This window comes from Brevibacillus daliensis, assembly GCF_021245735.1.
GTDB classification, from domain to species: Bacteria; Bacillota; Bacilli; order Brevibacillales; family Brevibacillaceae; genus Brevibacillus_B; species Brevibacillus_B daliensis.
Genome location: NZ_JAJISB010000047.1, coordinates 1 through 26,455, shown reverse-complemented (window position 1 = coordinate 26,455; position 26,455 = coordinate 1). Strand labels below are relative to the sequence as shown.

Below are 26,455 nucleotides of genomic sequence, written 5' to 3'. Positions count from 1 at the left end.
TTTCATAAGAAAAAAGACTTGTTACATTCTCACATTTCATTTTTTCGTCAAATTTGAACATAAAAAAACACTCAAGACTTATCAAAGTCTGAGTGTTATCTGTTTTATATGGTGGGGAGAGACGGATTCGAACCGCCGAACCCGGAGGGAGCAGATTTACAGTCTGCCGTGTTTAGCCACTTCACTATCTCCCCATAGTTAGGAAAAATGGTGCCGGCGATAGGACTTGAACCCACAACCCCCTGATTACAAGTCAGGTGCTCTACCAATTGAGCTACACCGGCAAGGTTATACTGTTGTCACTTAGCGAAGCAACGAATTTGAGTATACCATCTTAATTTATTGAATTCAATATTTTTTTACCTTTTTCCATCTAATTCAATATGTTTTTATTCCTAATCCTATTTTGATAATAGTTGATTACCTGGGATCTCACTTTTCACCTGTATATCTTGGTTACTCATTGAAAAACATAGTAAAAAGGAGGTGTCAATCATGACAGTTGATCCTGATCGCGTGCTGGAGCCTAGCGAGTTGCTTATTCGTAATGAAATGGGCTTATTTGATCCTTTTGTTGAAGATGACACTTATACGGATGCTTACTTAGCATCTCTTGGCTGGTATAGCTGGCCAGGTGTGTTTTACTAGTATACGTTCTGAAGGGGTTGCTCATTTCTTTACTCTAGAGAGCACCCCTTTTTTTACATATGTTCCTTCTCGTTTCCCTATTTAAGTGCGAATGTCGTTTGCCACGTAACCTGAGTTTTTGTTATGATGAACTCATCTCAATCAGATGGGGAGACTTGGACTATGAAAGTAAAAATCACAAGAAATGCAGCAAAAAAAATTAATGAAGTACTAGCTCAAGAGGAAGATAAAGAATTGAAACTACGTGTATATGTTACTCATAAACATGGAAGCCATGCACATTATGGCATGACTTTGGACAAAGCTACCGATAAAGATGTAGTTATCTCTACTGACAAGGATATCGATGTATTGTTGCAAACAGATGAAGAATTGCTAGATGGTGTAGTAGTAGATTATTTATACATTCCTGAAGAAGGTTTTGTCATTACCAATCCAAACAAAGGCAACCATGGAGATCATTAAACTAGCTATACATACTACCATTAGAGGTTTCGTCACCTTGGAGACGAAACCTTTTTTGTCTAATGTTTTCTCCTTCACCACTTCAATCGTCATTTAAAAGGAGTTACTCATTATGGAATTTACCCGTCTTCATAACACCTTGCAGACTATTATGCCTTTTGGCAAACTTACGATTTCCAGAAATCGGGAAGAAGGTTATAAACCAATTGATTTATTAGTAGCTTCCATTGCAGGCTGTAGTCAAATTGTATTCACTCGAATCCTCGAGAAGAAACGAATTTCATTTACCACTCTACGCTTACAAGTTGATTTTGAACAAAGTAGTGGGGGTTCCAATCCTCTTACAAAGGTATCCCTCGCTTACGAACTATCAGGGGAAAATCTCGATCAGGATAAACTGGAAAAAGCGCTTCGACTTGTCCCAAGCAATTGTACCATTATGCAATCTCTTAATCCGTCAATCGAAGTGATTGAGACCGTAACAATTAAGTAAAATCTTAGATGTATAGAATTGAAAAAGACTATCGTTTTTTTAGTAAACGATAGCCCTTTTTCATTAGCCTCTTGAAATTCATTTTACCATTTCATGCTTGAAACAAAATCCACTGGTTATCCTAATGCTTGTGAAGCTAAGGCATAATATGTACCATTCCTTTTAGGCAGTTGGTCAGTTCGACATATCATAACCGGCGGATTGTCCATTTTATGAAACCCAATGCTTTCAATCATTTTCATTAGATCTGTTTTACCATCAGGAATATCAATACGTACTCTTCCCTCTATGCTGAATGTAAGCTTGGTAAGGAGCGCAAAAGCAGTTTCATCGTTTGGTGCTACTAGTGGACCAATAACAGTATAGGGTTCACTTTTTGTTGCAAAACAAAGTCCCTCTATCTCACCGTTCTGATCAAATAATACCAAACATTCTGAATCCGATTCGAACATATTTTGTATCAAAAGCTTCCGCTCTGCTCCAAATGCATCTGCATCGAGTTGTATTATTCGATGAAGTACATTGGATTGATGCCTATTCACATCTTCAATATGATATCGGTTGCTTACTTTTACCTCATGATGTTGTACTGACTCACACATATATTTATGTACAGAATCAACAGTGGTAAAACCCAACTTTTCATACACTGGCTTTCCTTCTGGTGTAGCAATTAACACAATTGCTTCTTCTTCTGGAATCATCTGAATGCATGCCTCAAGTACTTTTTTACCTAATCCTCTGCCCTGAAAATCGGGATGAACGATGACTAGACCAAGAGAAGTTAGTGTTTGACCATAACGGAAAACGGCTGTACTAGAGATAAGCTCACCATGTGACGTACGATGTCCAACAATTGATCCAACTCTGAGCAATCGGTTTATTCGTTTTTCATCGAAATCCCACTTCACTTTGTGCGTTAAAGCAACAAGAGAATCCGTATCTGTTCGACTGCATGGTAAAAGTTTTAGAATTTCATCATTATTATTCACCAAGATGCTCACTCCGTAAATTAGATATCAAAATTATCTGATGCGTATGTTAAACAAAGAAATCCTTTTCTACTTTACTACATTACTTTGCCTTTTTCAGCTCAAACTTTACTTCTTTTATGCCTCCTCCATTCTCGAAAGAAAATTCGTATGTTGAAGCATCATGTTTGGATACAAATTTATCTTTTTTTTGCGATTCGATTACTTTACCCTCTGCATTTACAGCAGTTGCGATAACTTCATATTTATCAGATTTCTCACCATTTGAAACAACCGCGCTTGCTTCCATAATGGTTCCGTTTAAATAAAAGGCTTGCCCGTTGAGACTTGCTCCATTCTTTGGTAGTTCAGAGATAAACACATTGATTGAAGCCACATTCTCGCCATATCTAAGTGGTATTGTGTATGATCCTAGTTCTTGTTTTGGTACAAAATTGTTTGCACTCCGTGTCACAATTGGATTTCCCGCAACATCGTATCCTACTGCATACAAACCAATATTACGTGAGGGTGAAATATTTTCGACTACCGCTGAAACTTGAATTTGATTGCCAACTTTTCGGTCAGCTTGACTAACCAACTTTACGTTTTCATGGGATACATCAATTAATTTGGCCACAACCGACTTAACACTTGTTTCATCTTTAATTTTTACTCCAAAATTGCCAATATCACCTTTTGAGATGAATTCATTAAAGCCTTTTGTAAGAATGGCTTTGCCCGATTCATCATATCCGATTAAGGCTATACCGTATTTTCCCGATTCAATGCCATTTTCTACGACAGCTGTTATAACCATACTGTCTCCATCTTGCTTATATGCTAAGCTAGCAATTTTGACATCTTCTTTAGTAGGATCAGCTAAAAATGCTTTCGTTTCAACAACTTGTGAACCATATAGCAGAGGATACGTAAAAGTTGTTTTTTTCCCACTACCCATGAAAGTATTAAGACCTCTTGTTTCAATTGCCTGATTCTCTTTGTCATATCCAATAATGATTACGCTTACCTTCCTGCTTTCACCTGCATTGGTTACCTGTGCTTCAACTACTTTTTTCCCATCCTTTTCCTTGACTTCATGATTTATTAGCTGTACTTCACCTGATACGACTGGAAATTCAGCCACTTCGTTTACATCTGCACTAGCAAAGCTAGCCACTTCTCCACCTGAAAAAGCCATAGAAACGTATAAGAAAAAACTTAGAATAACACTAGAAAAACTCACTCTTTCACTCTCCATTTCTAGTTGCTCTCTTTAATACTGAATCGTACTTATATATATCTAACATAAACCTTTCGAAAAGTCTGTTAATTACAAAAAAATAAGCCTGTAACACCACTTCTCTCAACTTCTAAGAAAAAATGTCAGACTTATTCCCTATATAATCTAAATCACCATAGACTCACAAGCCTCGAATGATAAAGAGAAGAATGATGCTATTTTTACAAATAGTCATATGGAATTGCCTCTTTAATCTTACCTGATCTCCCCTTAACAGTTGTCGCTTGGCATAGTGAGTTCCAAATAGCTTCTTCCACCACATCAGCCGTCATTTCAAAGAGATCGGACATGATTTCCCCTTTCTCTGCAAGATAGCTCGTAGCTGTTACTGTTTCATTAACAAAATGGGATACTTTATTAGCTGTGGTAAACGCAAGAACAATATCTCCACTTCCATTGGCTGCATAAGAACCAGTACGTGCTAATCCAAAAGTCGCTCGCTTCGCAATTCTTTCTAATTGCCCATTATGAACAGGTGCATTCGTTGCCAAGATAATCATGATGGAACCATCAGGGACCTTTTCTTCTTCTGTTTGTATGTGAGAATGATCTTTCGCCATCGTCTCTGTGATATTCGTTATTCGTGGCCTTCTCAGGGGAAGATGTTCCTCTGGTCCACCATAATTACTTAGCACGAGGGCACCAATTGTAAATGAATTCTCATCATAAGAAATAACCCGTGAACTGGTTCCAATTCCCCCCTTATAACCAAAGCAAGACATTCCAGTACCTGCCCCAACAGAACCTTCTTCTATTTTTTCACCCTTAGCGTTTTGGATCGCTATGACAGCATCACTCGGTTGAACATGCATACCTCTAATATCATTTAAAAAACCATCATTACATTCCCCAACCAACACATTAACAGTTCCGGTAGTATCACCTATCTCCGGATTCTGATCTAACAAATAACGAATGGTCCCCTGAGCTACAGCAGGAACAGACAATGTATTGGTTAGCATAATGGGGCTTTCTATTACACCTATTTCCTGAAGTTGAATGGTTCCAATTGTCTTACCGAAACCATTGATGACATGACTAGTACCTCTTACCTTTTCCTTAAACAGGTTACCTGCATGGGGTAAAATAGCAGTTACTCCTGTACGAACAGCATCCCCATTCTCTGTGTCATAATGCAGGGTTTGATGTCCTACAAGAACCCCTTCCACATCTGTTATTGAATTATTTGGTCCCGTCTGATACTTTCCAATCTGGATACCTAACTCTCGTAACCGGTAACGTTTCATCATCTGCCTCCTACCATCATTATTAATATGTTTTATGTGTGTAAATAAATAACTGTAGCAGTAATATTCAAGCAATTTCCGGAATTACCTGTTCTTTCTTACAGGATGTTTTGTCTAGCAAATAGAAAATCCTACCCTGGTGCTCTATCATTTCACTATCAAATATAGAAAAAAAGCAGGTACTATCACCTGCTTCTTCCTATTTTATCTGATCCTCAATTTCTTTCAACCATGGTGTTACAGAAGCTTCGCCTTCCAGATAAAGAAATAGTTGATGAACGGGACGTGTCATGATTACATATAGAAGCTTTGCGTCCATAACCGTCTCCTGATAATGCTCCCCATCTACATCTAGTACGATGACAACATCAAATTGCAACCCTTTTGTCAGGAATGCAGGCATAACTGTTACTCCATCAGGGAATTCTTTGTCCTTCACGCCCAGTAAAGTTAGCGTAACACCTTTATCTCTCAATTCTTTAGCAAGTTTTTTGCTTGCTAGCACCGTTTTTGTAACCACAGCAATCGAATTATGTCCTTTTTCCTGTTCCAGTTTGATACGTTTCTGGATGTCAGCCAAGAGTTCTTGATGACTAGCCATTCTTGCGATAGTTGGTTCGTCACCGTGACGTAAAACCGGCTTAGCTATAGTTACTTCCGGAATATCTGCCTTAGCTAAGACGAGATTAGACCAATTCATTATTTCTACAGTTGATCGATAACTTTGTTCCAATGTATAAAAATCTGTTTTTCGTTTAAATATGCTCGTCAACAATGGTTGCCAGCTATCCAATCCTCGATATGCATGAATACCTTGTGCTAAATCACCAACAATTGTCATGGATTCATTCTTAGTAAACAAGGAAAGAACAGCAATTTCCAAAAAGCTAAGGTCTTGTGCTTCGTCAATAACAGTGTGATCAAAAGGCGGCTCTTTTCCGCTACCTTCGATTAAATGTCTCAAATATATGAGGGCAGCCAAATCCTCTACTTCTACCCTTTGTTCCTCAAAAAGGCTCTTAGATGTAGTTACCACATCAGTAAGCACCTCATCCATAACATCAGGTGGGGCTAGTTTGCGAAGCAAGTCAGGAGTAGTTAGTAATTCCTTGTATACAGGAAACAATTGCATGGGAGGCCACTTGGATACATACATCTCAATCATCTCTTCCATTTTCGCTTCGAATCGAATGAGGGAATGCTTATCCAGGTCAATTTTAGATTGACGTAAATGACTGTATAATTCTTGGGTAAGTTGTTGCTTTAGATGTTTTTTCAACGCTTCTAGTCGGCGATGGTAAGGAAGATGAACCAGTTCTTCCGTGAATAATCGCTTAACCTCTGTCTTCTTCATTTCAAATACATGCTTCGTACGACTATGAATAAAGCGCAAGTCTTTATAGGTAATCATTTCTTCAACAAAAAATGTGAGATAGGCTGAAAGGATTTGCATGAACGACAAGGAGCCTTTGAAAGACATACGATTCCACGTGTTTTTTTGTACTGCCTGTTTACTTTCTTGATTTTCAAAAAAGAGGAGCAACGCTTTTGATGGGTCTACAATTTTTGTTCCTTTTGGTAAATCAGGTTTAATCTGTTTTGCAGCCCACTCTGCGAACGTAGCTTGTTGTACGTCTTCCACACCTAACTCAGGAAGCACGTCTGAAATGTATGTGAGAAATAATTTATTGGGCGCAAACACCATAAATTTTCTTGAAGCAATAATGTGCTGATAGTTATAAATTAGATAGGAAAGACGGTGAAGGGCAATCGTTGTTTTTCCGCTACCGGCAACCCCTTGGACGACAATTGCTCTGTCTTTTTCCGCACGAATGATATCATTTTGTTCAGATTGAATGGTAGCCACGATATCTTTCAACCGGCTATCATTACTTTCATTCAGACTTGACGCAAGGAATTCGTCTATATAACCCTCTTCCAAAAAATCATCCGGAGAGCCAATTTCTCTACTAATCGTCTCTTTTAATGCACCATCATAAATTCCAGTAATGTTCCCTTTTTCAATCGCAAAGTTACGCTTTAATTGTACTTCGCCACGAACAAGTCCTTTCGGTGTTCGATAAAAAGCTTCCTTGCTCTCCCCACTGTAATAAAGACTGGCGATAGGCGCTCTCCAGTCTACAACAATGCTTTCAATCGTATCTCTTTCCACAATGCCTCTTTTGCCGATGTAGACAGAGTCCAGTTCATAGGTCTCATCCTTCATGAAGTCGACTCGGCCAAAATACGGTTTTTCATAGGAATTCTCCAGATAAAACAAATCTTTTGCCTTACTGGAATTGACCACCTGTTTAATATAATCATCGGTGGCTTCCCGTAAATCATCCCGCAACTGTTCCATTTCCTTATGAATGATTCGTACGGTTTTATCTAAATGCAGCTGCTCTTCTTCATAGGCAGGATGTCGAATTGTCACAGCTTCCACCCTCCTTCTTTATGTAAACGAACATCAATCATAACAAATCAAATGATAAAAGAAAAGTACCCAGAAACATACCAATTCCTGCGCAAATTATCCCGATGGTGTAATGTAATCCGAGATAAAGAAATGCTTTTTCCTGCTGATTTTCCCACAACTGAAGGCTCTCCCATTTAAACGTGGAAAACGTCGTGTATGATCCTAAAAATCCTGTTCCTGCAAAAAGAATTGCAGACTGTGAAAGACCGCTTGTTGAGAGAAGTCCCAACAAGAATGATCCACTTACATTAACCAAGTAGGTTGCGTAGGGAAAATGTGTTGTATTTTTCTTTTTCTTCATCCAAATTGAAATCCCATACCTGGTAATGGCTCCAAAAAAACCACCTAGAGCAACTAAGATACTATTTACTACCATGTGGTTCTCCCTTCTTAGCCCCAAGCCAATCGCCTGCTTTCGAACCAGCATAAACCAGCGCTAGTCCGCCCCAAGCACTAAGGATCAAATAAATAATCGCAATATCATAATACTCTTGATTCCAGAGTGTTACCGTCTCTACACTAAAAGCTGAAAACGTCGTAAATGAGCCTAAGAAGCCTGTACCTAAACCTAGACGTAACCAGCTAGAGGTTATACACCTATTTGCCAGATATTGTTGGAGTAATCCCAATGAAAAACAACCAAGATAATTGCAGATTAATGTTCCTAAGGGGAATATATATACCCACATTCCTGTCGTCCATAAACCGAGCAAATAGCGAGAAACTGCTCCAGCCATTCCAAACAGACCAACTATTAGAAAAGACATAAACACTCCTCCATCGAAAAAACCCCTGCCATACAATCAATCGGCAGGAGTTCTCCATATTATTACCTAGTGTCTTCTCTTTGGAGCTTCCCCATCCTCTACATAACGAATCGACTCGATACTCGATTGTAAAGAAGCTTTCATGGCATCAATATATTTTTGACGAAGTACTTTTTGTTCTGCCTGTTCTTCTTCAGTCAGCCCAGTTTCCTTCGATTTCTTTGCCAGTTCATTAATACGTTTTACTTCTGCATCAGTAACCATAAGTTAACCCTCCTTCAAAAAAACTTGCTTCATTAACGCATAGGAAACATTATATCATAGGTACTTTTATAGATCATACTACAAAGTATTACTTATCAAGCAGGGTTGCCCTACATTCTATCCGCAACACTCTGGATGTATAGCCCTTCAAATGTTCTACGACTCGGTGAATTCCGAATTGCGGATCACATTTGATGAGCAAATAACATGATCAGACATGATTTCCATTTCAACAATTTCAGCACGTAGTTCCATTGCCTTTTCATGAAACAACTCTTTTAATCCACTGCTTCATTCTATATTTGGAACAGGAATAATTAAATTGTTACCCGCATAAATCAATGGACTCTCCAGTTGATTAATCTCTTGAATTTCTTGAACAAGTTCCTGAGTAGTCAAGTCGGTTTGCGAATGGTACTCGGAAGCAATGGTCCAAAGAGTGTCCCCTGGTTGAATCGTAATCTCCAATAATTCTCCACTCGCTATTACAGTATTCTTCTCTGCAAATACAAGGCTGCCAGTTAAAAAAGAAAGTGTAGATAAAAGAATGATAAATACGATTGCATGTAATCTAGTAATTCCTCGTTGTTTCCTATTATGAATATGTTCTTTTTTCAATTCTAGTCTTGTTGGATATGTAAAGTGACTGTTGGATTTTCGGTTCTGTTCATAATTACGGTTTAGAGCTTGTCCAGAAATAATCATGATAATCCCCCTTGCAAACGTTTGTTCTCGTTATCTGATACCTATCATATAGGGGAACACACATTCTGTCAATGAAAAAAATCGAACTAATGTTTGTCGAACGCAAATTCCCATGGTATAATGTAGAAAAGATAAACGTTCGAGAAAAAGAGGTGTTTTTATGTCGAAGCTCTCCAATCGCCAACAAGCGATCATAGATTTTATTCGCAAGGAAGTAAGAGAAAAAGGCTATCCACCATCTGTTCGTGAAATTGGTGAAGCAGTCGGACTTGCTTCCAGTTCCACTGTTCACGGTCACTTGGCTCGATTAGAGAAAAAGGGCTTAATTCGTCGGGACCCTACCAAACCACGTGCGATTGAACTTCTCGATGAGAATCGCGTACATGACGAATTTGAGGAATCCGTTGTTCGTGTTCCTGTTGTAGGTAAGGTTACTGCTGGGCAACCAATTTCTGCTTTTGAACAGGTGGAGGAATATTTTCCATTGCCAGAAAACATCGTCACATCTGACAATGTATTTATGCTTCGCGTAATTGGAGAGAGTATGATAGAAGCCGGTATCCTCGATGGCGATTATGTAATTGTCCGCCAGCAAAACGTGGCTAATAACGGTGACATCGTTGTAGCCATGACGGAAGAAGATGAGGCAACGGTGAAACGCTTCTTTAAGGAAAAAACACATTTCCGGCTACAACCAGAAAACTCACAACTTGAACCTATTATCCTTGAGAGCGTTACTATCTTAGGTAAAGTCATAGGTGTATACCGCTTGTTCCATTAGACAAGCTGTCTGTTTTTGTATGAGTTAAACATTTTTATTCAACGTATAAAGACCCTCACAATTACTATCATGTGAAGGTCTTTTTCTGTTAAAAACGTCTCGACGTTTTTCATAAAATAGGATGTGACCGCTTGCGGTCCATCAAAACGGTCATGACCGTTTTGTTTCTTTACCAGCTGCATATCGAGTATGATATGAATAAATTACCTTTATTCTAAAAATTTAACAGGAACAGGAGGTTTTGTATGTCACAACCATTAAAGAAACCTGCTCTCATTATCATCGATGTGCAAAAAGGTTTTGAGGATGAAAAATGGGGTGAGCGTAATAATCATGATGCAGAGCAAAAAATATTTGAACTCCTTACTCTCTGGCGTCAAAAAGAATATCCTATTATTCATATCCAGCACCTATCCCAAAACCCGTCATCATGTTTTTATCCATCGCATCCAGGTGTTGTGTTTCAAGAGATCGTTCAACCATTACCCCACGAAATCGTTATTCAGAAAAATGTGAATAGCGCATTTATCGGTACGAATCTAGAGGAATATCTTCACTCAAATGATATCCAAGAGGTGGTCATTGTCGGAATGACTACTCCACACTGTGTTTCAACCACTACAAGAATGAGTGGAAATCTTGGCTTCACCACCTATCTTGTTTCTGATGCTACTGCTGCATTCGGCCTACAAGGATTTAATGGAAAATACCTTAACCCAGATGTGGTGCATGAGGTTACCTTGGGAGCATTGCACAATGAGTTTGCTACCGTTTTACCTATGCAAGACCTTTTACCATTACTTGCTCCTTAAAGTAGGGTGTTTTGTAAGGCTACCTTCGCTTGAGATTTAAGTCCACTCGTAAAAACGCGTACTTTTTTAGGACTGTTTTGGTAAATTGATACGATAAAACAACAAATAGAGTGAACCCTATTGGACTGCTTTTCTACAAAGCTAATACATTCTGTGCAAAACATAAGGCGAGTCGACCTACATATCATAGGTTAACTCGCCTTTTAATCTTCACATGATGATCTGACTATAATGCTACCACAAAGAACCAGATAATCATAATGATTTGTACAGCAATTTTTACTACTACACTGCTAAAGAAGCCAATTAATGTACCTAACGCAATTTTAAGAGCTTTATCCAATGCTTGTTTTTGCAGCAACATTTCAATTACCAGTACGATGACAAACGGGAAGATAATCATTCCGAATGGTGGAAACAAGATTACCCCCAGAATAATCCCAATCATCGCTCCAAGGGCTGAGGCTCTCGAACCCCCATTTTTCTTGACGAAATACATATTTGTAAAAAAATCGGCTGCAAACATTAATAGGGTTAAGACTCCCATTCCCCACCAAAACGAAGCAGGTAACCCAGCACCAGGATCTGCTATCACGAAATGATATAGCAGGAATCCCGCCCATAATAATATTGTATCGGGCAAAACAGGAAAAAATATCCCTGCGATGCTAACTGCAAAAAGTAGTATGACTATGAACCACAATAAGAACTCCATTTGGGACCTCCTTCAATTTACTCATTCTTTTATCATTACCCCTACTCTCTTTGTACGTTTCAGTTTTCCTTCAAGTTTCACTATATTCCGCGAAATTTTTTACAAGACGGTAAAGGAAGCAGATGATGATCGCATTCCTTGCCTTTTTGTAAGATCAAAAATATTGATTGTAACCGATCTCGTGTTCGGGAATTATTACATTATTTACAAATGGAATAAATCAGAGTCTCTCTGTTTTTAATTAGTGTCTCCTTTTCAAATGTCATTCCAATCCGCTCAGCAACTTTAATAGATGGCAAATTAGGTTTATAAATCATCGAAATAAGTCTGGGTAAACCCAGTTTAGTAAAACCAAAATCTCTTGATGCCCTTGCAGCTTCTGTTGCTAGACCTCTCCCCCAAAACTCACGAACAAACAAATATCCAACTTCCATCTCTTGTTGCTCATTAACAATTTGAGGCACGATCCCACATTGACCCACATATGCTCCATTTTCTTTCAGCTCACAAATCCATAGACCTACGTCATTATTTTCATAGTTTTTGAGGTTCCACTTAATCCAACTCTGAGCCTGCTCCTTCGTCTTAGTAGAAGGATAATACTGCATAGCAATAGGGTCAGAAAAGATTCTCATTAAATTATCTTCGTCATTTTCATCCATTTGTCTCAACTTTAAACGATCCGTCTCAAACACTACCAAATGATTTCACATCCTTTTCTCTACTCAAATGTTTGTGTACATCTCATCTCGATTAGCCAAAATTACCCTTTCCATTATCGTAATGTGATATGATAATCCAAGCAAAATTGAAAGCTGGGTGATATCGTGTCTAAATCTGATACTTTCAACAGATTCATTCTCGTTGGAATTCTAATCTGTCTCGTTTGGATAGCATCTAATCCTGTGCCAAGTAACAACTCAAGTTATCAATCACCAGATATTAATTTTCCTCCTTTCCCTGAAACATCAAATGTTGTTCAATTAGATACCAATCGATTTGCTATTGTTGACAAAGAAGATGCTACTATTACTAAGATAGTCGTGGTGGAATACGACGAAAAAACTAATAGTTTAAAAAAACTTACCAATACCTCAGTCAATTTTGATTTAGAGTTTATTTTTGAGTAGTTGCTATTCAGAATGCATGGAATTGTGATCATTTTGCAGATATTTCCACTGAGATAAATGAGTGAATGCCTCCTGATTTAGGGGGCTTACTTTTTGTATAAATGGAGGTACTCCTTACTATCACTATCCTATATGAATAAAAACCCGATAGAAGAAGTTCGTAGTGAATATACTTCAATAGGATCTTTCTTCACATTCAGTCAGAATGTTATATATTGCTGTACTATTTAGTCGATAACCCTGCATAGACTTCATACATTGTTACATAACTCGTGATAATTACTCATTTCTTCCGAAAGGGTTTTATCATCTTGGTTGAGGAATCAGCAGTCTATCCATACATCTACGAATCATTCAAATATTTGGGGTAAACCGAAAGGAGCGAATGTAAAAATGAAGATACATTTCTGGAATAGAATCACTCTGGCAATCATTACAATCTTACTCGTAACATCCTGTTCCACTAATGTACATAATCTTTCATTGCAAGAAGACAATCAAGAAGAAGGCTTGCAGGTAGCGAAGACGGATGCTGTCGGCTCTCTTAATCCTGTTCAGTCAACAGATCCTCTTGATGCGAATGAATATACAGAAACGACGGATCTGCGTAATGCTCCCTATACAGAATTACCAGAAAAAAACAGACTAATAGAAGAAGCTGAATCATCGATCACTTTGTTTTCTGTTGGAGACATCATGGTACATCAAGAACAATTAGACGCCGCTTATCAACCAGAGACGAGGAGCTATCATTTTAACCCAAGTTTTTCGCAGGTTAAGCCGATTCTCATGCAAGCTGATATTGTAATGGGTAATCTGGAAACAACCCTTTCTGGTTCTGAGCGAACTTACAGTGGATATCCAGAATTTAATACTCCTGATTCATTGGTTGAAGCTTTGAAAGATGCTGGTTTTACTGTAGTAACGACCGCGAACAATCATTCTCTGGATCGCCGAAATCAGGGTGTCATTCGTACACGGGAGGTGTTAAAGCAAAAAAATATTTTATCAACAGGTACTTTTACATCTCAAGAAGAACGAGATACTCCTTTGTTGCTTCAACAAAATGATATCGTAATCGCTTTTCTCTCTTATACCTATGGAACAAACGGAATTCCTTTGCCAAAAAATAAGCCTTTTGCCGTAAATCTATATCAACCGCAATTGGTAAAACAAGATATTGCTCGAGCTAAAAGTATGGGCGCCGATCTAGTAATTACCTCCTTGCATTTCGGTGCTGAATATCAGCGACTACCTAATGAAGAGCAAAAACGTATGGCAAGAGAAACGTTTGAAGCTGGTTCTGATTTAATAATCGGCCATCATCCTCATGTCATCCAACCTTATGAATGGTTGATCGAACAAAAAAAGGATGGACCTGATAGAAAAGGGTTCGTTATTTATTCATTAGGAAATTTTATTTCGGCACAACGCTGGGATTATAAAGATGTTGGTGGCATATTGCAGGTGGTTATCACTAAAAAAGGGGAGAGCACCCAGATTACTCAAGCAGATTTCCTGCCTACCTACGTCCATTTCTTTAGAAAAAATAATAAACGAAACTATATCATTTATCCTATGGAACAGATCGTAAAGAATCATGACAAACTGAAAGAAATGAATATGACACAAGAGGTTTATGCAAATGTATCCACAATGTATACTCACATTAATAAACATGTCTCTTCCTTATCCGCTGTCAAACCCTAAAATCATTAGTGAATGCCCACCTTTTTTCCATGTAAAAGGTGGGCATTATCGAACCTTGAGATTTTATTAGGATAAAACGAATGGAAACTATCTAGCTATGTTGTAAATCGATTTGTAACATCAGATAATCCTTGAGCCATCGTTGCAAGACTTTGGCTGGATGCTGCAATTTCCTGCATCGAAGCTGATTGCTCTTCCGTAGCTGCTGAAACCGTCTCTGCTTCTCCCGCAATAACTTTAGACGTTTCGTTTAAATCATTAACGGTGGTGACAATTCTTTGAGTACCAACAGCTACTACCTGGATAGTGGATGCAATTTCTTTCGATTGCAAGGCCATCTGCTCGACTAAATCAACGATGGATACAAAAGCCTCTCCTCCAACATTGACAACGTCTACTCCTCGTTTTACTTCTAAGCTCCCTTGCTTCATTACCTCTACTGCTCTGTCTGTATCTTCCTGAATTTGATTGATCAATGTTCCGATTTGTTTTGTAGCTTCTTGAGATTGTTCTGCTAACCCCTTTACTTTCTCAGCTACAACGGAGAATCCTCTTCCGTTTTCTCCTGCTCTTGCAGCTTCAATAGCCGCATTAAGGGATAAAATATTTGTCTCGGCTGCGATATCGGAAATGGCATCTACAATATGTCCTATTTCTTTTGAACGCTCCCCAAGTTTTTCGACCGCTTTTGCCGTTAGTTTTATTGTTTCTTCGATATGTCTCATCTGATCTACTGCTTGTTTTATTGAACGGTTCCCCTCTTTAGCAGTATCGGTTGCTTGACTTGCTTGATCAGATGACATCGTTGCTGTGGCAGCTACCTGTTCAATGCTTGCAGAAATTTGCTCCACGATAGAGGAAGCATCATCTATGGCATCAACCTGCCTGTTAGATGAATCAGCTGCTTGAGAGATAGATAGCGCCACGACAGAGTTTGCTTGTGCTGATTGATCTACACTTGCTGTTAATTCTTCTGATGAGGCTGCTACTTGCTCTGAAGTCTGCTGAATATTAATGATTAATTGTTTTAGACTACGAATCATTTCATTATTTGCTTCTCCTAGCATTCCTAGTTCATCCTTAGACGTGATGGATACCAGGCTACTCAAATCACCTTGTGAAACTTTTTGTGAAACCGTTAATAGCTCATTGATAGAGCGACCAATATTTCGATTCACGAAAAATGAGATAGCAATAGCAACTAATATGGCAACCGTAACTAATACAGCTAACGTAATAAATGTCATCGTATATACTCTATTGCTTTCTTGACTTACATTCTCAGCTATCTTAATCACTTCATCGACAAGAGAAAGTAAATCCGCTGATATATCATTATAAATGTCGAGTGATTCTCCAGAGCTGTAAGCAATAGCTTCAGCCGTTTTACTTTGATTACTCAATGCGATCGAGTTTGTATAACGTTCCTTCAAAGTAACCCAATCTTTTTTGATGTGAATAAATTTTTCTTTGTAAACATCAAGGGCTACTTTGTCAAACTTATTCATTAGGGTTTCCATTTCTACAATTTTCTGTTGTAATTCCTTTTCAAATTTTGCTTTTTCTTCTGGTTTCTGAGAAATGATATGTAAAAATTCCAAATCTCTTATGTCCGAGTTAACAGTGTTCATTGTATGTACCATATTTATTTTTGGTATACGTCCCATACTTATATCTTGTAATTTGTCATTCACATTACTAAGCGAATAAAGAGAATATATCCCACTTACAAGTAAAAACAGGACGACTACCGCAAATGACAAAGATAATTTCTTTCTTATGGTTAGTCGCATAAAAGCCTCCTCCTGTAACACACTGGTTTTACATTATTAAATTCATACAACAATAAATATTATAATAATAATGAGTAAATTAATATTGAAATTTGATCTATAATTTGAAATATTAATGAATTATTTATTTTTATAAAATATACAATTTGAATATATTCTAATAGAATATAAAATGGCTTGTTATTCGAATATGTTTGGCCTCCTCAAAGAAAAAACCCTTAGGATTTCCCTAAGGGTTCATTGAAGGAATTGGTAAATTACTGAATCTCCCACATGAAACTGTCAATGTAGACTTTATCTAATCGTAATTCTACCTCATCGTTCTTACCAGTATTCATCTTTTCCATTTTCATTCTAGCTTTTTTTCATTCGTACTTTTCCGTAAGTCAGGAAGCGCCAAACACATTCAAGTGGACCGTAAGAAAAGTAGCTCAACCAAATCATGCTAAAGATCAACTGAATCATGTAAATGACAATTGCAATAATCAATGCCCAAAGTGGGGAAATCACTTGTAAACCGATAAGAGGAATAATGATTCTGCCCCCGATCAAATCCTGTCCGATGTAATTGGTGAAAGCCATTTGTCCAACTAATCCAACTGGGCGGAACATTTTTTGCACACGTTTGTTTTCCAACATGCGGAAAAGAGTGGTTAAATAAAACACGGCCATTGGAATAGCACCTAGACTAATTAGTGATTTCTTGTAGAATTCCACAACTTCTATTTCCGGTTTTACGTTCAACCACAGTACTCCCAGAGTAAAAATGACAGACAATACTAGCGTAATCGCCTGAGTAACCTTAAACGTACGAATACGTGTTGATACTTCTGCAATAAGATTTGTTTTTGCCGCATACAGACCAAGCAAGAACATGATGAATATAACAAATGCATCATTACCAAAAAAGCTGAATATAGAGAGCAATTGGACATTGGATTGATACAGTACCATTGATCCTAGCAAAGATATCCCGCAAAGGCTAGTAAGAATACCACTCCATATCAAAATGGTTCGTGGTCTTCGTTTGTAAAACGGTAGTAAGAAAAAGCCCAATATAGCGTAGAACGCCAAAATATCTCCCCACCAGAGAATGATGTGGATAATACCGAAAACCAACAATGCTAGCAGTCTACGAATATACCTGACATAATATCGATCTCCCCTTTTTTCCGCGCGCGATATAAAAATGTAAAAACCTGCTCCGAATAAAAAGGAAAATATCGAAAAGAATTTCTTTTCCACGAAGATGAGATACAGTGTATGTAGTACACCGTTTAACCCACTATAATCAATTGGCGGAATATCTGATGTATAAAAAATATAGGCTGGCACATTAATGAGCATAATTCCAAACAAAGCTATTCCACGAATAATATCTAATGAAACGATCCGCTCCTTGTTAGATACTGGTTGTAATTTCATCGTTGTTCTTCCCTTCGTCTAAATTCATAACAATTATAGAGAGGGAGCCATAAGTTGAACAATTGATGTATCTTTCATTTTTCTTACAACGTTGTAATGTGAATGTTATCCGAAGGCTACGATTGATGAAGATAAAATTGATGCATTATTCAGACAATAGGTCGCTACTAGCTAGAATCATGATAGAGACACGATAAACTCAATAGTTGAATTCCCGTTACTCTCAATAATTTCGGAGGTTACTTTGGTAACAATCGTATCAAAACTTAAGGTAAAAGACTTGGTTTCGATTAGTGCAGTTTGAAGCTCAGTCTCATTTTTTACCTTTCCAACGGTTACATGAGGTGTGTATGTATGTCTGCGGCTCATCAATCCAGCCAAAGGACCAGAATATAACCTATCATGCAAATCAATTATATTATCGTTTCCTTTCTTAACGTTTAAGAATAAGTAGTTGTCCAAGGTTGCAGTGATTCCCTTCAGTTGGATAGGAAATGAAGAAACTCCAACTAATGTTTCTCTTACTTGTCGTTCAAGTTGTGCTGACGTCATTTCGCTTTCGAAAGGAAAAACAAGTGTAATATGTGGAGGTACAATCCCTTGTAGGGGATCATACTTCTGCCTCACTTCTTCTATTACATTCATATTTTCAAATTCAGGAAAAATATGAATTGCTCTTTGCATAATAGCACCTCGCTCCAGTTGTTTTACTGTGCTTATAATCAACCGCAGCAGAAATGCACTCGGTCTTTGGTAGCAAGAATACCACAGACGTTAGTCTGCTTGCCCCTATAGGGATGGGAGTGTCAACCATTATCTACTTTCATTTTTTTCATCTTAATAATAAAGGAGCGAAGGAACATGTCCAATCTCCTTCGCCCAGTATGTAGGTTATCTAAAAATGCGTACGATGATAGATTTCACTTTCGTTACGTTATCAACCAAGGTAAATAAAAATTGCTATTTATAAAACCCATGTATTAATTAATTCTAAAGAAAATGATAGGACATAATACAAACTGGAAATAGTAGAACTCAGCACCAAGTACTTTTTATAATACCTTTTTATTCGTCTATTCAAAGCTTTCATATATTTGTTTATGTAGTAAGCAATAGCGATAAAAGCTACTACAAAAAAGAAGAATGGATGATTAATTATATCAATCACCGGTTCTAACCATGTAGCAATTTTTACTTCAGGAAAATTCAATACATAAACTCCATAAACCACTTTTGCTAGAAACAAAAGAACTAATACATGCAATATTTTTTTCATAAGAAATCCTTTCTTTATGGTAATCGATCCACAAGCTCACCAATATGACTATGCGCTTCATATCTCATGGTGGAAAGCAACAAAAAAAGACAGAGATGTTATTGAAACTGATTGGGGCTGGATAAATCGAATTGATACCACAAGAAAGCAAATCAAGCAAAATTGGCGATGACCTCTTATGGAACAATCTTATTGACATGATAGCTCTTGAAGCGAAGAAGTTTGACATAAGATGAATTGCAGGAGTAGAACATAGCGAATCTGCCAGTTATTTGGTACCGATGGGGTTTGTTTCACTTAGCTGTGGCCAAGTCTTCTGGATTAATTACACTACATTTCGTTAGCTTTACATCCTTGTATCTATTATAATGACCGACTTTTTTCACTACTACCAAAACATTTGGCCCAAACTGTGTATAAAAATAACTTCTGTTCATTTTCTATTGCCCGGTACCAAAACACATTTTCGCTGTCATCAAAGAAACGGCTGAGTTTTATGTTTGTGTCATATCTAGCTCTTCAAATGGCTGCTTAGGATCACGTATTGCTATTTCTTTGGTTTCTTAACATGATAGATTTTACTTCCGTTGAATCATCAAACGTGTTCGCTACCATTAGAAATATCAATTCACTTGTGTATTTTACCACCATGCATACTATAATCACTACATTTTTTTATTTCTGTTGAACATAGGTAGAGTTGGATATCCTTTGTATCTTCTTTATTTCTCCCTCCATTTCATAGTTTGTTGTTTCATCATCAGAAATGTATTCAAGTTTAGTCGGATTATCCTCCCATGTACTTTAACGGCCTCTTACTCACCTCTAATCAGAACATTGGTTTGTAATTTTCATATGTACACACAATACGAACAGTCCACTATTTTATTTTGTCACACATTGCTATCCAAATAAAATAAGTACAAGCGTTCTATAAATTAAAGTTTTATTTTTTCAATCCTCCCCCAAAAAATAAAAGTGAACTTACATTGTCTTTTTGAATTACAATGTAAGTTCACTACTCTTAGCCCTTATTCTTATTCATTAAGCTATGTTTTTTGCCATAACTAAAATAGACGACCAATCCAATTACAAGCCAAATACCGCATGCAATCCATGTATGAATAGAAAGCTGAGTAATTAAGAATAAACATAAAAGGAACGAAATAATCGGTAAGGTTGGAAAGAATGGTACTTTAAAACCACCAGATGGTATATTTTTATCTTTTCTTAAGTAAATAATTCCGATTGATACCGCTGTAAATGCTAGCAATGTTCCCATGTTCACTAATTCTGTCAGTTTAGCTAATGGGATGAAGCCGGCAAAAAAAGCTACAACCACTGCAAACATCCATGTATTCTTTACGGGTGTTTTATATTTTTTATGAAGTTGACTCATACTCTTCGGGAGCAATCCATCACGACTAAGTGCATAAAGAAGTCTTGTCCCACCAAATGCCATTACAAGTATAACCGTCGTCATCCCAGTAATTGCACCGAGGGAAATAATTCCTGCCACCCAATCCTGCTGAATAATCTCCATAGCATAACTAACTGGGTCACTTACATCAAGGCTTGTATATGGAACAATTCCAGTTAATACAAGAGAAACTACAATATAAAGCAATGTACAAATTAATAATGAACCAATAATTCCAATTGGCATATTGCGTTGTGGATTCTTTACCTCTTCAGCTGCTGCTGAAACAGCGTCAAATCCTAAATAAGCAAAGAAAACAAGGGCCGCTCCACTCATAACTCCACCTACCCCGAACGGCATAAATGGGTGCCAATTAACAGGCTTAACATAAAAAACACCTACTCCAATAAATAGGAGAATAACACTAATTTTAATAAATACCATGAGCTTATTAAACTTCGCAGACTCCTGTATCCCACGCGTTAATAAATATGCAACGCCTAATACAATGGCTATTGCCGGTACATTTATATACGTTCCATTTGCCGGATCAAAAGGTCCAGAAATTGCATTTGGAATAATTATATGAAAGCCTGCTAACAAAGAAATTAAATAGGAAGACCAACCAGTTGCAACCGCAGCTACTGCCAAACCGTATTCTAACAGTAAAACCCAACCAATTAACCAAGCGATTAATTCACCATATACAATGTAACCATACGTATATGCCCCTCCCGTTACTGGAACGGCTGTAGAAAATTCTGAGAAACACATAGCTACTAATGCACAGACAATAGCAGCGACTATAAATGATAATATAATAGCTGGTCCAGAATGATTTGCAGCTACTGTCCCAGGAAGGATGAATATACCTGTTCCAACAATGGCACCAACGCCAAGTAAGATTAAATCAAATGCTCCTAACGTTTTCTTCAGTTGTAAATCTCCATTTTTTTTCAGTAAATCTTTGACGGGTTTTTTCCTAAATAAATCATTTATCACATGCAGCACCCTTCCCTTTATTTGCTTTTATTTGCTTTTATTTATTAACGTTATTATTGTTATATATTTTTTTACTCAAGTAAAGTAATCAATTTTTGACAATTTATAGATTTATGGTAATAATTGTTAATGATAGTATCCTTACGCTTAGTATTCCTTACTTTTCGATGAAGCTATACAATACATAGGCTATTGAGATAGTAGATAGGTGGGGGCACAAATGTGGGCAAAAGACACGTTATAAAAGCCTCGGAATTCACACTCCGAGGCTTCATTTATTACTCATAGCTAACCTTTATAATATCCAGGAATCCATTTTTCCTAGTGATCCCGTTTTCATCTATATGGACTAATTAATAATACAAGTTTCTGAAATTGGTAATAAGAGGTATTTTTTATTTTTTATAATTTCATCAAAACATTTAAAGGAGATTTCTATCTTTTATTAGAAAACCATCAATGTTCTTACTGTTCTATGCTTTTTAGGAGCTGTGCATTTATCTGGTGATAGATCATTTTTGATTGGTAAAGCCTGGTCAGAAACTGAATTTGCCCATATAGCTCCAATTTATGGCTATGATGAAGATAAAATTTGGATTATCAAGGTGTATATTGGATTGATCTTAAAGAAGCTCCTAGTAAGTCCACATATGAAATGTCAAGTTATGACTACATGCTTTCTAACAAAAAATATGAGTGGACCCATACGTTGTATGGAATGGTGTATTAACAATAACCAAGGAGAATTAAAATGATAAAAAAGTTAGGTACCTCACTGATTATATTATTCCTTTACCTAATTACATGTACTTTTGTCATTGCAAACGAATCCGACATTCCTGAGGGTGCAAAAAAATATGCCGAGGAATACTTCCCCCAAATTTTTACTAGTTACTTTGAGCAGCTAGAAGACCCAACTCTATACGGCTTAGAGAAGGAAATTGAAAAAATGAATGAAAAAATATAGACTTCTTGGAGAATTTGGATTTCTAGATCAGCGAGGACGACATAATACTTACATTGACCAAGATTGGTATCTACGTGAAAACGAAATCCTAAAAAAGTGTTTGGGAATCTGGATGAGAGAGGTGTAAAGAAGAGATATCAAATTGTAGAAGAATTATCGCAGAGCCACCCTCTAAAAGAGATATGTGAAATGCATGGGGTTTCGAGAAGTGGATATTACAAATTTATGAGTAGTAAAACTAAGCACACAGATCAGATAGTAGAAGAACAGATCATAGCGATTTAGAATAGTCGAAACGGTATTAACGGATTTCGTAGAAAGTGAGTAACTGACGTTACCCACTTTCGCGCTGGTGATGAACAAATTTATCTTTCTTCAATTAAAGATCTAACTACACACGAGATCGTTTCCTATCATATCAGTACACAGAATGACAATGTACTTGTGTTGGAGATATTTCAGAAAGCATTTGAACGTAGAAAGACGTGACTGGCCTAATCGTACACAACGATCAAGGATGCCAATACACGTCCCACGCATACCACGTCATGAACTGGTATCCACCAGAAGTCCTCGTCATTCTTCAGTCTACTGTAATACCTGGTCAAACTTATCTACCCATCCCCAAGCTGTTTCAATAACTCCCCTGTCGCCTTTCGTTGATTTCCTCCAACTAACATTCACTTCATAATCGTATTGTCTTGAATCAGTGATGAGGTAACAAAACTCTGTAAGCTCGTCATCTTCGAGGACTGGTTTTTCCACATGCTTTTGGTCCTCTTTCATTTGAATTAAAACCTCAACATGTTCAGGTAACATGAAATTCATTGAGAACTGATCTTCAAACTTAGAAGCCATTTCATCGCACCGCCTTTCAACCATCCGATCTGTAGAGGTCATTGAGAATATGTATTTCGCAATATGGCTTCTTACCAGATATGATCTGTTGGTAAGCAGCTAGGTGCGCTGAAGAGATTACTGGAACGTATTGCATAGTGTCTTTGATGGGACATACTTTGTTTCCATATTTTCACCCCTAACCAGAACGTTAGTTCTCATTTATTTTATGCGAACAGTCCACTAATTTATTTTGTAAAAAATATCTATTCAAATATAAAAGTGCAAGCTTTTTAGGCTTACACTCTATCAGGACCCGATTATTACTTACTTTTTTTAAACCAGTGGTAGATAAAGAGAATTCCAATGGCGATCACTGGCAAATAAAACAAATTGAGTTGTTTTAAATTAAACATCAATAAAAATCCAAGAATTGCAATAATGATAACTCCAGAAAGTAATTTTTGCTCTTTTTTTAATCTATAAACAAGAGTCCCGATAGCTAGAGGAAACACAATATATTCCAATATATATACAATTGCAACCATGCAACAGCCCCCCCTTAACTATCCCTTATTCAAAGTATTAGCGCACTACCATTCTGGAAAACTTTTATATATTCGAGTTGATGGAGCATTGCTTTCTGGGGGACCTAATACTACATTATTTTCACCTGGTCCCATCTTTGCACCGTGTTCACCTATGTTCAGCATAAGATCAATTAACTTCTACTGGTCCGAGTGGTTTTATTCCAGGGCCATGATTCCAACCCGGTCCACCTTCTAATTTCAAACCCCGATCGCCTGTTAAATTAATCAAAACAGTTCCTCCTTAATGTGAAATAAAGTATCTATTTTGGATATTCTTCATTAAACTAAAAATCCCTCCAACGGATAACCGAAGAAGGGCTGTTATATTACTTAGCGATTCGATCAATCATAGAGAACATTAGCCAAGGCAATTCATTTACAATGGCTTATGAATCGGTTTCGAGTTTCTTTTTCCAGCTATCAGGATCTCTTACTAAACCTTTCTTCGCTAGGCTATCAATAGCTTTTTTCCTTCTGTTACTTCCCATTCTACTAGATTCACATTGCTTTCATCCTTCGGCTTTTCGGTTGCTAGGACTTTTTATTAGGGTGACCGATGAACAAATCCCAATGCATACCATAAGTAACCCATAAATAATCGTGTCATTTCATTTATGTACTCGTGAATGAACAGTCTCAACAGGTAACTATGCAATGGTTAGAAACGGTATTCGCAAGCAAAAAACCAGTGGGTCTGTTTCACCAAACGGTAAGTAGTTCAAAATAATGTTTTTGCTAAGCTAAAAATGCCCCATACCAATAACGAAGTAATTATGGTTTCAATAATAATATATTTAAGTGGTTCTTTTTTCTTGCCTTTGGAAGTATACAGGAGCAACTGGAAACCCGACACTACAAGGAAGATGGTTAACAAATTGTCCATGATGTACCTCCTAGCCAGAATTTTGAACTATTTATCTCTATTATACTATTAATCTACCCACCATTTGTTATAAGTTACAGTGCCATTTAAATATTAATCCTTCTTTCCTAATTCTTATCATCTCTACTCAAATATACCAGTATAGTTTGAGTTCCCCTTTTTGGTACGGGAGCTGAAACTATTGAACCCCACAGAGGAAGATTGTATTGGGCTACAACGGATGCACCTGTCTTCGAGTAATCTTGCCAGTAATATGGTTTTTCTTTTCAGTATTTGTCAAGCAATCTAGCAACATACGGGATTTTATCTATAACTTTATATGTCACATAAGTGCCTAAAGCATTTGCCCTTACTGTCTACAAAATGGGGTCTTGACCATTATTTGAGCGGTCTTTTTGCATATTATATAGAGAAACCTACACCTGTAAGTTCCTTGAAAACCGGTTCACCTTCCCACCAGAAAAGGTCTGACTCTTCGATAGCTTTTTTAACCTGGTCCCAGGAGAGATAATGTCCGAAGATTATTCGAGACTTACTGTCGATTACCTCAATTAGTTTTATTGTTTCCATTATAATAGTCTCCTATCGGATAATTCTTATTGAACGTATAGAGTGATACCACTTTAGGGTATAGGTTATATCAAATCACCCACAAATTCATGAACGGCTAATAAATGATATGAAATCTGGGTTACACAAAATGTTGATTTAACGGAGATTTATCAATACAAAAAATCATAATGAAAAGCTTGTCTATAATCCGCACACGTGTTCACGAGTGGGAGCGTAATCAATATATGTCACTGTAGGAATTGGCAAACCGCAATGCAAATGTAGTGTAATGGATCCTGCTGAGTGGACAAAAAAAGAGTGTAGCTTTTTGAGCTTACACTCTTTTTTATTCAAATAGCAGTAGAACTAGCATATGAATTGACCATGTCGTGGTTAGGAGTAATAAAATGCCATCCTACGGATCGATTATTTCCCTATAAGTAAACAGTAAAAGGGCTTTCTTCTTACTGTCTACTTATAGGGGATAATATCACTTTTTTATATAGGTATGGAGGGTTTTCTTAATAAGAAATTACTTATATCTTTCAACAAAACGGATATAGAGATAGGCGACAATAGCAGAAGGTAAATTAAAGAGATTCCCCTGCATATGGAAATGAAGTTGTTCTTCTTGAAATGACATCTTTTCATATAATTGGCTAGGATTAATTCCTGTTTGTTTACGTTTTTTAATCATCTCTTTTTGATATGTATATTGTGCCGGAATCATTGCCAAAAAGTAGAAAATGGCAGCGCCAGCAAGGACGTATTTCCAAAAATTATCATCATTCATGGCTATCACTCCTATTTCTCATTTTTGATGAATGTACAAAAAACGAACAGAATAATACTACATACGATCGGATAATAAAAAAGTTTCAAAAAAATCTATTTTTATATGCTGTGGGATCTCCTATGTAAAATCAATTCCGAACGAAAAATTATATTGTTCATAGGAGGACTTCACATTTACAAAAGAGAGAGGATACTTAACATAATAACAATCTGAGGATATACTTTTAAAACAAAGGAATATAAGGAAAGTGACAGGATCAGACAGCAGTGGTGGTGCTGGAATTCAAGCAGATTAAACTCAAGAGCGATGAGGGTTTTGGGTGGATACCAGTTCATGATGTGGTGAAAACTGAAAAGAACTAGAGCAAAAGACCACCTGCAGATTGAACTGCACCCCGTCAAGTAGACAGTACAAAAAATAAAAA

General features: G+C 37.1%; 28 protein-coding genes, 2 tRNA genes and 2 pseudogenes. 9 read left to right on the top strand and 23 right to left on the bottom strand.

Going from position 1 to position 26,455, the window contains the following annotated elements:
- Positions 1-109: 109 nt before the first annotated feature.
- Both LM917_RS23060 and LM917_RS23055 read right to left on the bottom strand, forming a co-directional pair.
- Positions 110-194, bottom strand: a tRNA-Tyr gene (locus LM917_RS23060).
- 14 nt (positions 195-208) lie between these two features.
- Positions 209-284, bottom strand: a tRNA-Thr gene (locus tag LM917_RS23055).
- A 211-nt stretch (positions 285-495) separates the two neighbouring features.
- On the opposite strand from LM917_RS23055, the gene LM917_RS23050 reads away from it, so the two are divergent.
- From LM917_RS23050 to LM917_RS23040, 3 genes are all read left to right on the top strand, one after another.
- The gene (locus LM917_RS23050) at positions 496-648 is read left to right on the top strand and encodes a hypothetical protein (protein WP_232700056.1); all 153 of its coding nucleotides are present in this window, start codon (positions 496-498) and stop codon (positions 646-648) included.
- Positions 649-810: 162 nt separating this feature from the next.
- The gene (locus tag LM917_RS23045) at positions 811-1,113 is read left to right on the top strand and encodes a HesB/IscA family protein (RefSeq protein ID WP_232700055.1); all 303 of its coding nucleotides are present in this window, start codon (positions 811-813) and stop codon (positions 1,111-1,113) included.
- 112 nt (positions 1,114-1,225) lie between these two features.
- Positions 1,226-1,606, top strand: a complete 381-nt coding sequence (locus LM917_RS23040) for an OsmC family protein (RefSeq protein ID WP_232700054.1) — start codon at positions 1,226-1,228, stop codon at positions 1,604-1,606.
- Between the two features lie 116 nt (positions 1,607-1,722).
- On the opposite strand, the gene LM917_RS23035 is transcribed toward LM917_RS23040, so the two are convergent.
- The 9 genes and pseudogenes from LM917_RS23035 to yneA form a co-directional block, all read right to left on the bottom strand.
- Positions 1,723-2,598 carry a GNAT family N-acetyltransferase gene (locus LM917_RS23035; RefSeq protein ID WP_232700058.1) on the bottom strand — a complete coding sequence of 292 codons (876 nt, stop codon included), beginning with the start codon at positions 2,596-2,598 and terminating at the stop codon, positions 1,723-1,725.
- Positions 2,599-2,680: 82 nt separating this feature from the next.
- Complete coding sequence (locus LM917_RS23030; RefSeq protein WP_232700053.1) at positions 2,681-3,823, bottom strand: hypothetical protein; 1,143 nt, start codon at positions 3,821-3,823, stop codon at positions 2,681-2,683.
- A gap of 218 nt (positions 3,824-4,041) precedes the next feature.
- Entirely contained in the window at positions 4,042-5,127 is a 1,086-nt protein-coding gene (locus LM917_RS23025; RefSeq protein ID WP_232700052.1) for a DmpA family aminopeptidase, read from the bottom strand.
- Between the two features lie 199 nt (positions 5,128-5,326).
- Complete coding sequence (locus LM917_RS23020) at positions 5,327-7,564, bottom strand: HelD family protein (protein ID WP_232700051.1); 2,238 nt, start codon at positions 7,562-7,564, stop codon at positions 5,327-5,329.
- Between the two features lie 37 nt (positions 7,565-7,601).
- Complete coding sequence (crcB, locus tag LM917_RS23015; RefSeq protein ID WP_232700050.1) at positions 7,602-7,982, bottom strand: fluoride efflux transporter CrcB; 381 nt, start codon at positions 7,980-7,982, stop codon at positions 7,602-7,604.
- The gene (crcB, locus tag LM917_RS23010; RefSeq protein WP_232700049.1) at positions 7,969-8,373 is read right to left on the bottom strand and encodes a fluoride efflux transporter CrcB; all 405 of its coding nucleotides are present in this window, start codon (positions 8,371-8,373) and stop codon (positions 7,969-7,971) included. The genes crcB (LM917_RS23015) and crcB (LM917_RS23010) overlap by 14 nt, the downstream gene beginning before the upstream one ends.
- A gap of 66 nt (positions 8,374-8,439) precedes the next feature.
- Complete coding sequence (locus LM917_RS23005) at positions 8,440-8,637, bottom strand: DUF896 domain-containing protein (protein WP_232700048.1); 198 nt, start codon at positions 8,635-8,637, stop codon at positions 8,440-8,442.
- A gap of 109 nt (positions 8,638-8,746) precedes the next feature.
- Positions 8,747-8,919 (bottom strand): annotated as a pseudogene (locus LM917_RS24905) (IS200/IS605 family transposase); the annotation flags it as partial.
- A gap of 9 nt (positions 8,920-8,928) precedes the next feature.
- Complete coding sequence (gene yneA / locus LM917_RS22995) at positions 8,929-9,342, bottom strand: cell division suppressor protein YneA (protein ID WP_232700047.1); 414 nt, start codon at positions 9,340-9,342, stop codon at positions 8,929-8,931.
- Positions 9,343-9,502: 160 nt separating this feature from the next.
- Here yneA and lexA point away from each other — a divergent pair, with 160 nt between their 5' ends.
- Both lexA and LM917_RS22985 read left to right on the top strand, forming a co-directional pair.
- Complete coding sequence (gene lexA / locus LM917_RS22990; RefSeq protein WP_232700046.1) at positions 9,503-10,123, top strand: transcriptional repressor LexA; 621 nt, start codon at positions 9,503-9,505, stop codon at positions 10,121-10,123.
- A gap of 245 nt (positions 10,124-10,368) precedes the next feature.
- On the top strand, positions 10,369-10,935 hold the full coding sequence (locus tag LM917_RS22985) for a cysteine hydrolase family protein (RefSeq protein ID WP_232700045.1): 567 nt from the start codon (positions 10,369-10,371) through the stop codon (positions 10,933-10,935).
- A gap of 226 nt (positions 10,936-11,161) precedes the next feature.
- Here LM917_RS22985 and LM917_RS22980 read toward each other — a convergent pair whose 3' ends face one another.
- Both LM917_RS22980 and LM917_RS22975 read right to left on the bottom strand, forming a co-directional pair.
- The gene (locus LM917_RS22980; RefSeq protein WP_232700044.1) at positions 11,162-11,650 is read right to left on the bottom strand and encodes a DUF456 domain-containing protein; all 489 of its coding nucleotides are present in this window, start codon (positions 11,648-11,650) and stop codon (positions 11,162-11,164) included.
- 200 nt (positions 11,651-11,850) lie between these two features.
- On the bottom strand, positions 11,851-12,345 hold the full coding sequence (locus tag LM917_RS22975; RefSeq protein ID WP_309241979.1) for a GNAT family N-acetyltransferase: 495 nt from the start codon (positions 12,343-12,345) through the stop codon (positions 11,851-11,853).
- A 132-nt stretch (positions 12,346-12,477) separates the two neighbouring features.
- On the opposite strand from LM917_RS22975, the gene LM917_RS22970 reads away from it, so the two are divergent.
- A complete protein-coding gene (locus tag LM917_RS22970) occupies positions 12,478-12,780 on the top strand; it encodes a hypothetical protein (protein WP_232700042.1) in 303 nt (100 codons plus the stop codon).
- Positions 12,781-13,173: 393 nt separating this feature from the next.
- Entirely contained in the window at positions 13,174-14,490 is a 1,317-nt protein-coding gene (locus LM917_RS22965; RefSeq protein ID WP_232700041.1) for a CapA family protein, read from the top strand.
- Positions 14,491-14,585: 95 nt separating this feature from the next.
- Here LM917_RS22965 and LM917_RS22960 read toward each other — a convergent pair whose 3' ends face one another.
- The 5 genes from LM917_RS22960 to bcaP form a co-directional block, all read right to left on the bottom strand.
- On the bottom strand, positions 14,586-16,283 hold the full coding sequence (locus LM917_RS22960; protein ID WP_232700040.1) for a methyl-accepting chemotaxis protein: 1,698 nt from the start codon (positions 16,281-16,283) through the stop codon (positions 14,586-14,588).
- A 354-nt stretch (positions 16,284-16,637) separates the two neighbouring features.
- Positions 16,638-17,708 carry a DUF418 domain-containing protein gene (locus tag LM917_RS22955; RefSeq protein ID WP_232700039.1) on the bottom strand — a complete coding sequence of 357 codons (1,071 nt, stop codon included), beginning with the start codon at positions 17,706-17,708 and terminating at the stop codon, positions 16,638-16,640.
- Positions 17,709-17,885: 177 nt separating this feature from the next.
- Complete coding sequence (locus tag LM917_RS22950) at positions 17,886-18,392, bottom strand: 2'-5' RNA ligase family protein (RefSeq protein ID WP_232700038.1); 507 nt, start codon at positions 18,390-18,392, stop codon at positions 17,886-17,888.
- A gap of 280 nt (positions 18,393-18,672) precedes the next feature.
- A complete protein-coding gene (locus LM917_RS22945) occupies positions 18,673-18,984 on the bottom strand; it encodes a hypothetical protein (protein ID WP_232700037.1) in 312 nt (103 codons plus the stop codon).
- A gap of 1,024 nt (positions 18,985-20,008) precedes the next feature.
- Positions 20,009-21,403, bottom strand: coding sequence for a branched-chain amino acid transporter BcaP (gene bcaP / locus LM917_RS22940; protein WP_232700057.1), 1,395 nt, complete (start codon positions 21,401-21,403; stop codon positions 20,009-20,011).
- 754 nt (positions 21,404-22,157) lie between these two features.
- Between bcaP and LM917_RS22935 the strand changes: the two genes are divergently transcribed.
- On the top strand, positions 22,158-22,373 hold the full coding sequence (locus tag LM917_RS22935; protein ID WP_232700036.1) for a hypothetical protein: 216 nt from the start codon (positions 22,158-22,160) through the stop codon (positions 22,371-22,373).
- 336 nt (positions 22,374-22,709) lie between these two features.
- Positions 22,710-22,862: pseudogene (locus LM917_RS24860) on the top strand (IS3 family transposase); the annotation flags it as partial.
- Between the two features lie 99 nt (positions 22,863-22,961).
- On the opposite strand, the gene LM917_RS22930 reads toward LM917_RS24860, so the two are convergent.
- The 5 genes from LM917_RS22930 to LM917_RS22910 form a co-directional block, all read right to left on the bottom strand.
- Positions 22,962-23,231: a YolD-like family protein gene (locus tag LM917_RS22930; protein WP_309241978.1), complete on the bottom strand. Its 270-nt coding sequence runs from the start codon at positions 23,229-23,231 to the stop codon at positions 22,962-22,964.
- Between the two features lie 302 nt (positions 23,232-23,533).
- The gene (locus LM917_RS22925) at positions 23,534-23,758 is read right to left on the bottom strand and encodes a hypothetical protein (protein ID WP_232700035.1); all 225 of its coding nucleotides are present in this window, start codon (positions 23,756-23,758) and stop codon (positions 23,534-23,536) included.
- Positions 23,759-24,518: 760 nt separating this feature from the next.
- Positions 24,519-24,683, bottom strand: a complete 165-nt coding sequence (locus LM917_RS22920) for a hypothetical protein (RefSeq protein ID WP_232700034.1) — start codon at positions 24,681-24,683, stop codon at positions 24,519-24,521.
- A gap of 402 nt (positions 24,684-25,085) precedes the next feature.
- Positions 25,086-25,253 carry a hypothetical protein gene (locus LM917_RS22915; protein WP_232700033.1) on the bottom strand — a complete coding sequence of 56 codons (168 nt, stop codon included), beginning with the start codon at positions 25,251-25,253 and terminating at the stop codon, positions 25,086-25,088.
- 514 nt (positions 25,254-25,767) lie between these two features.
- On the bottom strand, positions 25,768-26,028 hold the full coding sequence (locus tag LM917_RS22910; protein WP_232700032.1) for a DUF3949 domain-containing protein: 261 nt from the start codon (positions 26,026-26,028) through the stop codon (positions 25,768-25,770).
- Positions 26,029-26,455 lie beyond the last annotated feature (427 nt).

Coding starts and splice junctions, on each gene's coding strand:
- LM917_RS22935 (WP_232700036.1), top strand. CDS start 22,158: ATGATAAAAAAGTTAGGTACCTCACTGATTATATTATTCCTTTACCTA.
- crcB (WP_232700050.1), bottom strand. CDS start 7,982: ATGGTAGTAAATAGTATCTTAGTTGCTCTAGGTGGTTTTTTTGGAGCC.
- yneA (WP_232700047.1), bottom strand. CDS start 9,342: ATGATTATTTCTGGACAAGCTCTAAACCGTAATTATGAACAGAACCGA.
- LM917_RS23005 (WP_232700048.1), bottom strand. CDS start 8,637: ATGGTTACTGATGCAGAAGTAAAACGTATTAATGAACTGGCAAAGAAA.
- LM917_RS23040 (WP_232700054.1), top strand. CDS start 1,226: ATGGAATTTACCCGTCTTCATAACACCTTGCAGACTATTATGCCTTTT.
- LM917_RS22985 (WP_232700045.1), top strand. CDS start 10,369: ATGTCACAACCATTAAAGAAACCTGCTCTCATTATCATCGATGTGCAA.
- LM917_RS22930 (WP_309241978.1), bottom strand. CDS start 23,231: ATGGCTTCTAAGTTTGAAGATCAGTTCTCAATGAATTTCATGTTACCT.
- LM917_RS22920 (WP_232700034.1), bottom strand. CDS start 24,683: ATGGACAATTTGTTAACCATCTTCCTTGTAGTGTCGGGTTTCCAGTTG.
- LM917_RS23025 (WP_232700052.1), bottom strand. CDS start 5,127: ATGAAACGTTACCGGTTACGAGAGTTAGGTATCCAGATTGGAAAGTAT.
- crcB (WP_232700049.1), bottom strand. CDS start 8,373: ATGTCTTTTCTAATAGTTGGTCTGTTTGGAATGGCTGGAGCAGTTTCT.
- LM917_RS22915 (WP_232700033.1), bottom strand. CDS start 25,253: ATGGAAACAATAAAACTAATTGAGGTAATCGACAGTAAGTCTCGAATA.
- LM917_RS22980 (WP_232700044.1), bottom strand. CDS start 11,650: ATGGAGTTCTTATTGTGGTTCATAGTCATACTACTTTTTGCAGTTAGC.
- LM917_RS22960 (WP_232700040.1), bottom strand. CDS start 16,283: ATGCGACTAACCATAAGAAAGAAATTATCTTTGTCATTTGCGGTAGTC.
- LM917_RS22965 (WP_232700041.1), top strand. CDS start 13,174: ATGAAGATACATTTCTGGAATAGAATCACTCTGGCAATCATTACAATC.
- LM917_RS22950 (WP_232700038.1), bottom strand. CDS start 18,392: ATGCAAAGAGCAATTCATATTTTTCCTGAATTTGAAAATATGAATGTA.
- LM917_RS22910 (WP_232700032.1), bottom strand. CDS start 26,028: ATGAATGATGATAATTTTTGGAAATACGTCCTTGCTGGCGCTGCCATT.
- LM917_RS22925 (WP_232700035.1), bottom strand. CDS start 23,758: ATGGTTGCAATTGTATATATATTGGAATATATTGTGTTTCCTCTAGCT.
- LM917_RS23050 (WP_232700056.1), top strand. CDS start 496: ATGACAGTTGATCCTGATCGCGTGCTGGAGCCTAGCGAGTTGCTTATT.
- LM917_RS22955 (WP_232700039.1), bottom strand. CDS start 17,708: ATGAAATTACAACCAGTATCTAACAAGGAGCGGATCGTTTCATTAGAT.
- LM917_RS22945 (WP_232700037.1), bottom strand. CDS start 18,984: ATGAAAAAAATATTGCATGTATTAGTTCTTTTGTTTCTAGCAAAAGTG.
- lexA (WP_232700046.1), top strand. CDS start 9,503: ATGTCGAAGCTCTCCAATCGCCAACAAGCGATCATAGATTTTATTCGC.
- LM917_RS23045 (WP_232700055.1), top strand. CDS start 811: ATGAAAGTAAAAATCACAAGAAATGCAGCAAAAAAAATTAATGAAGTA.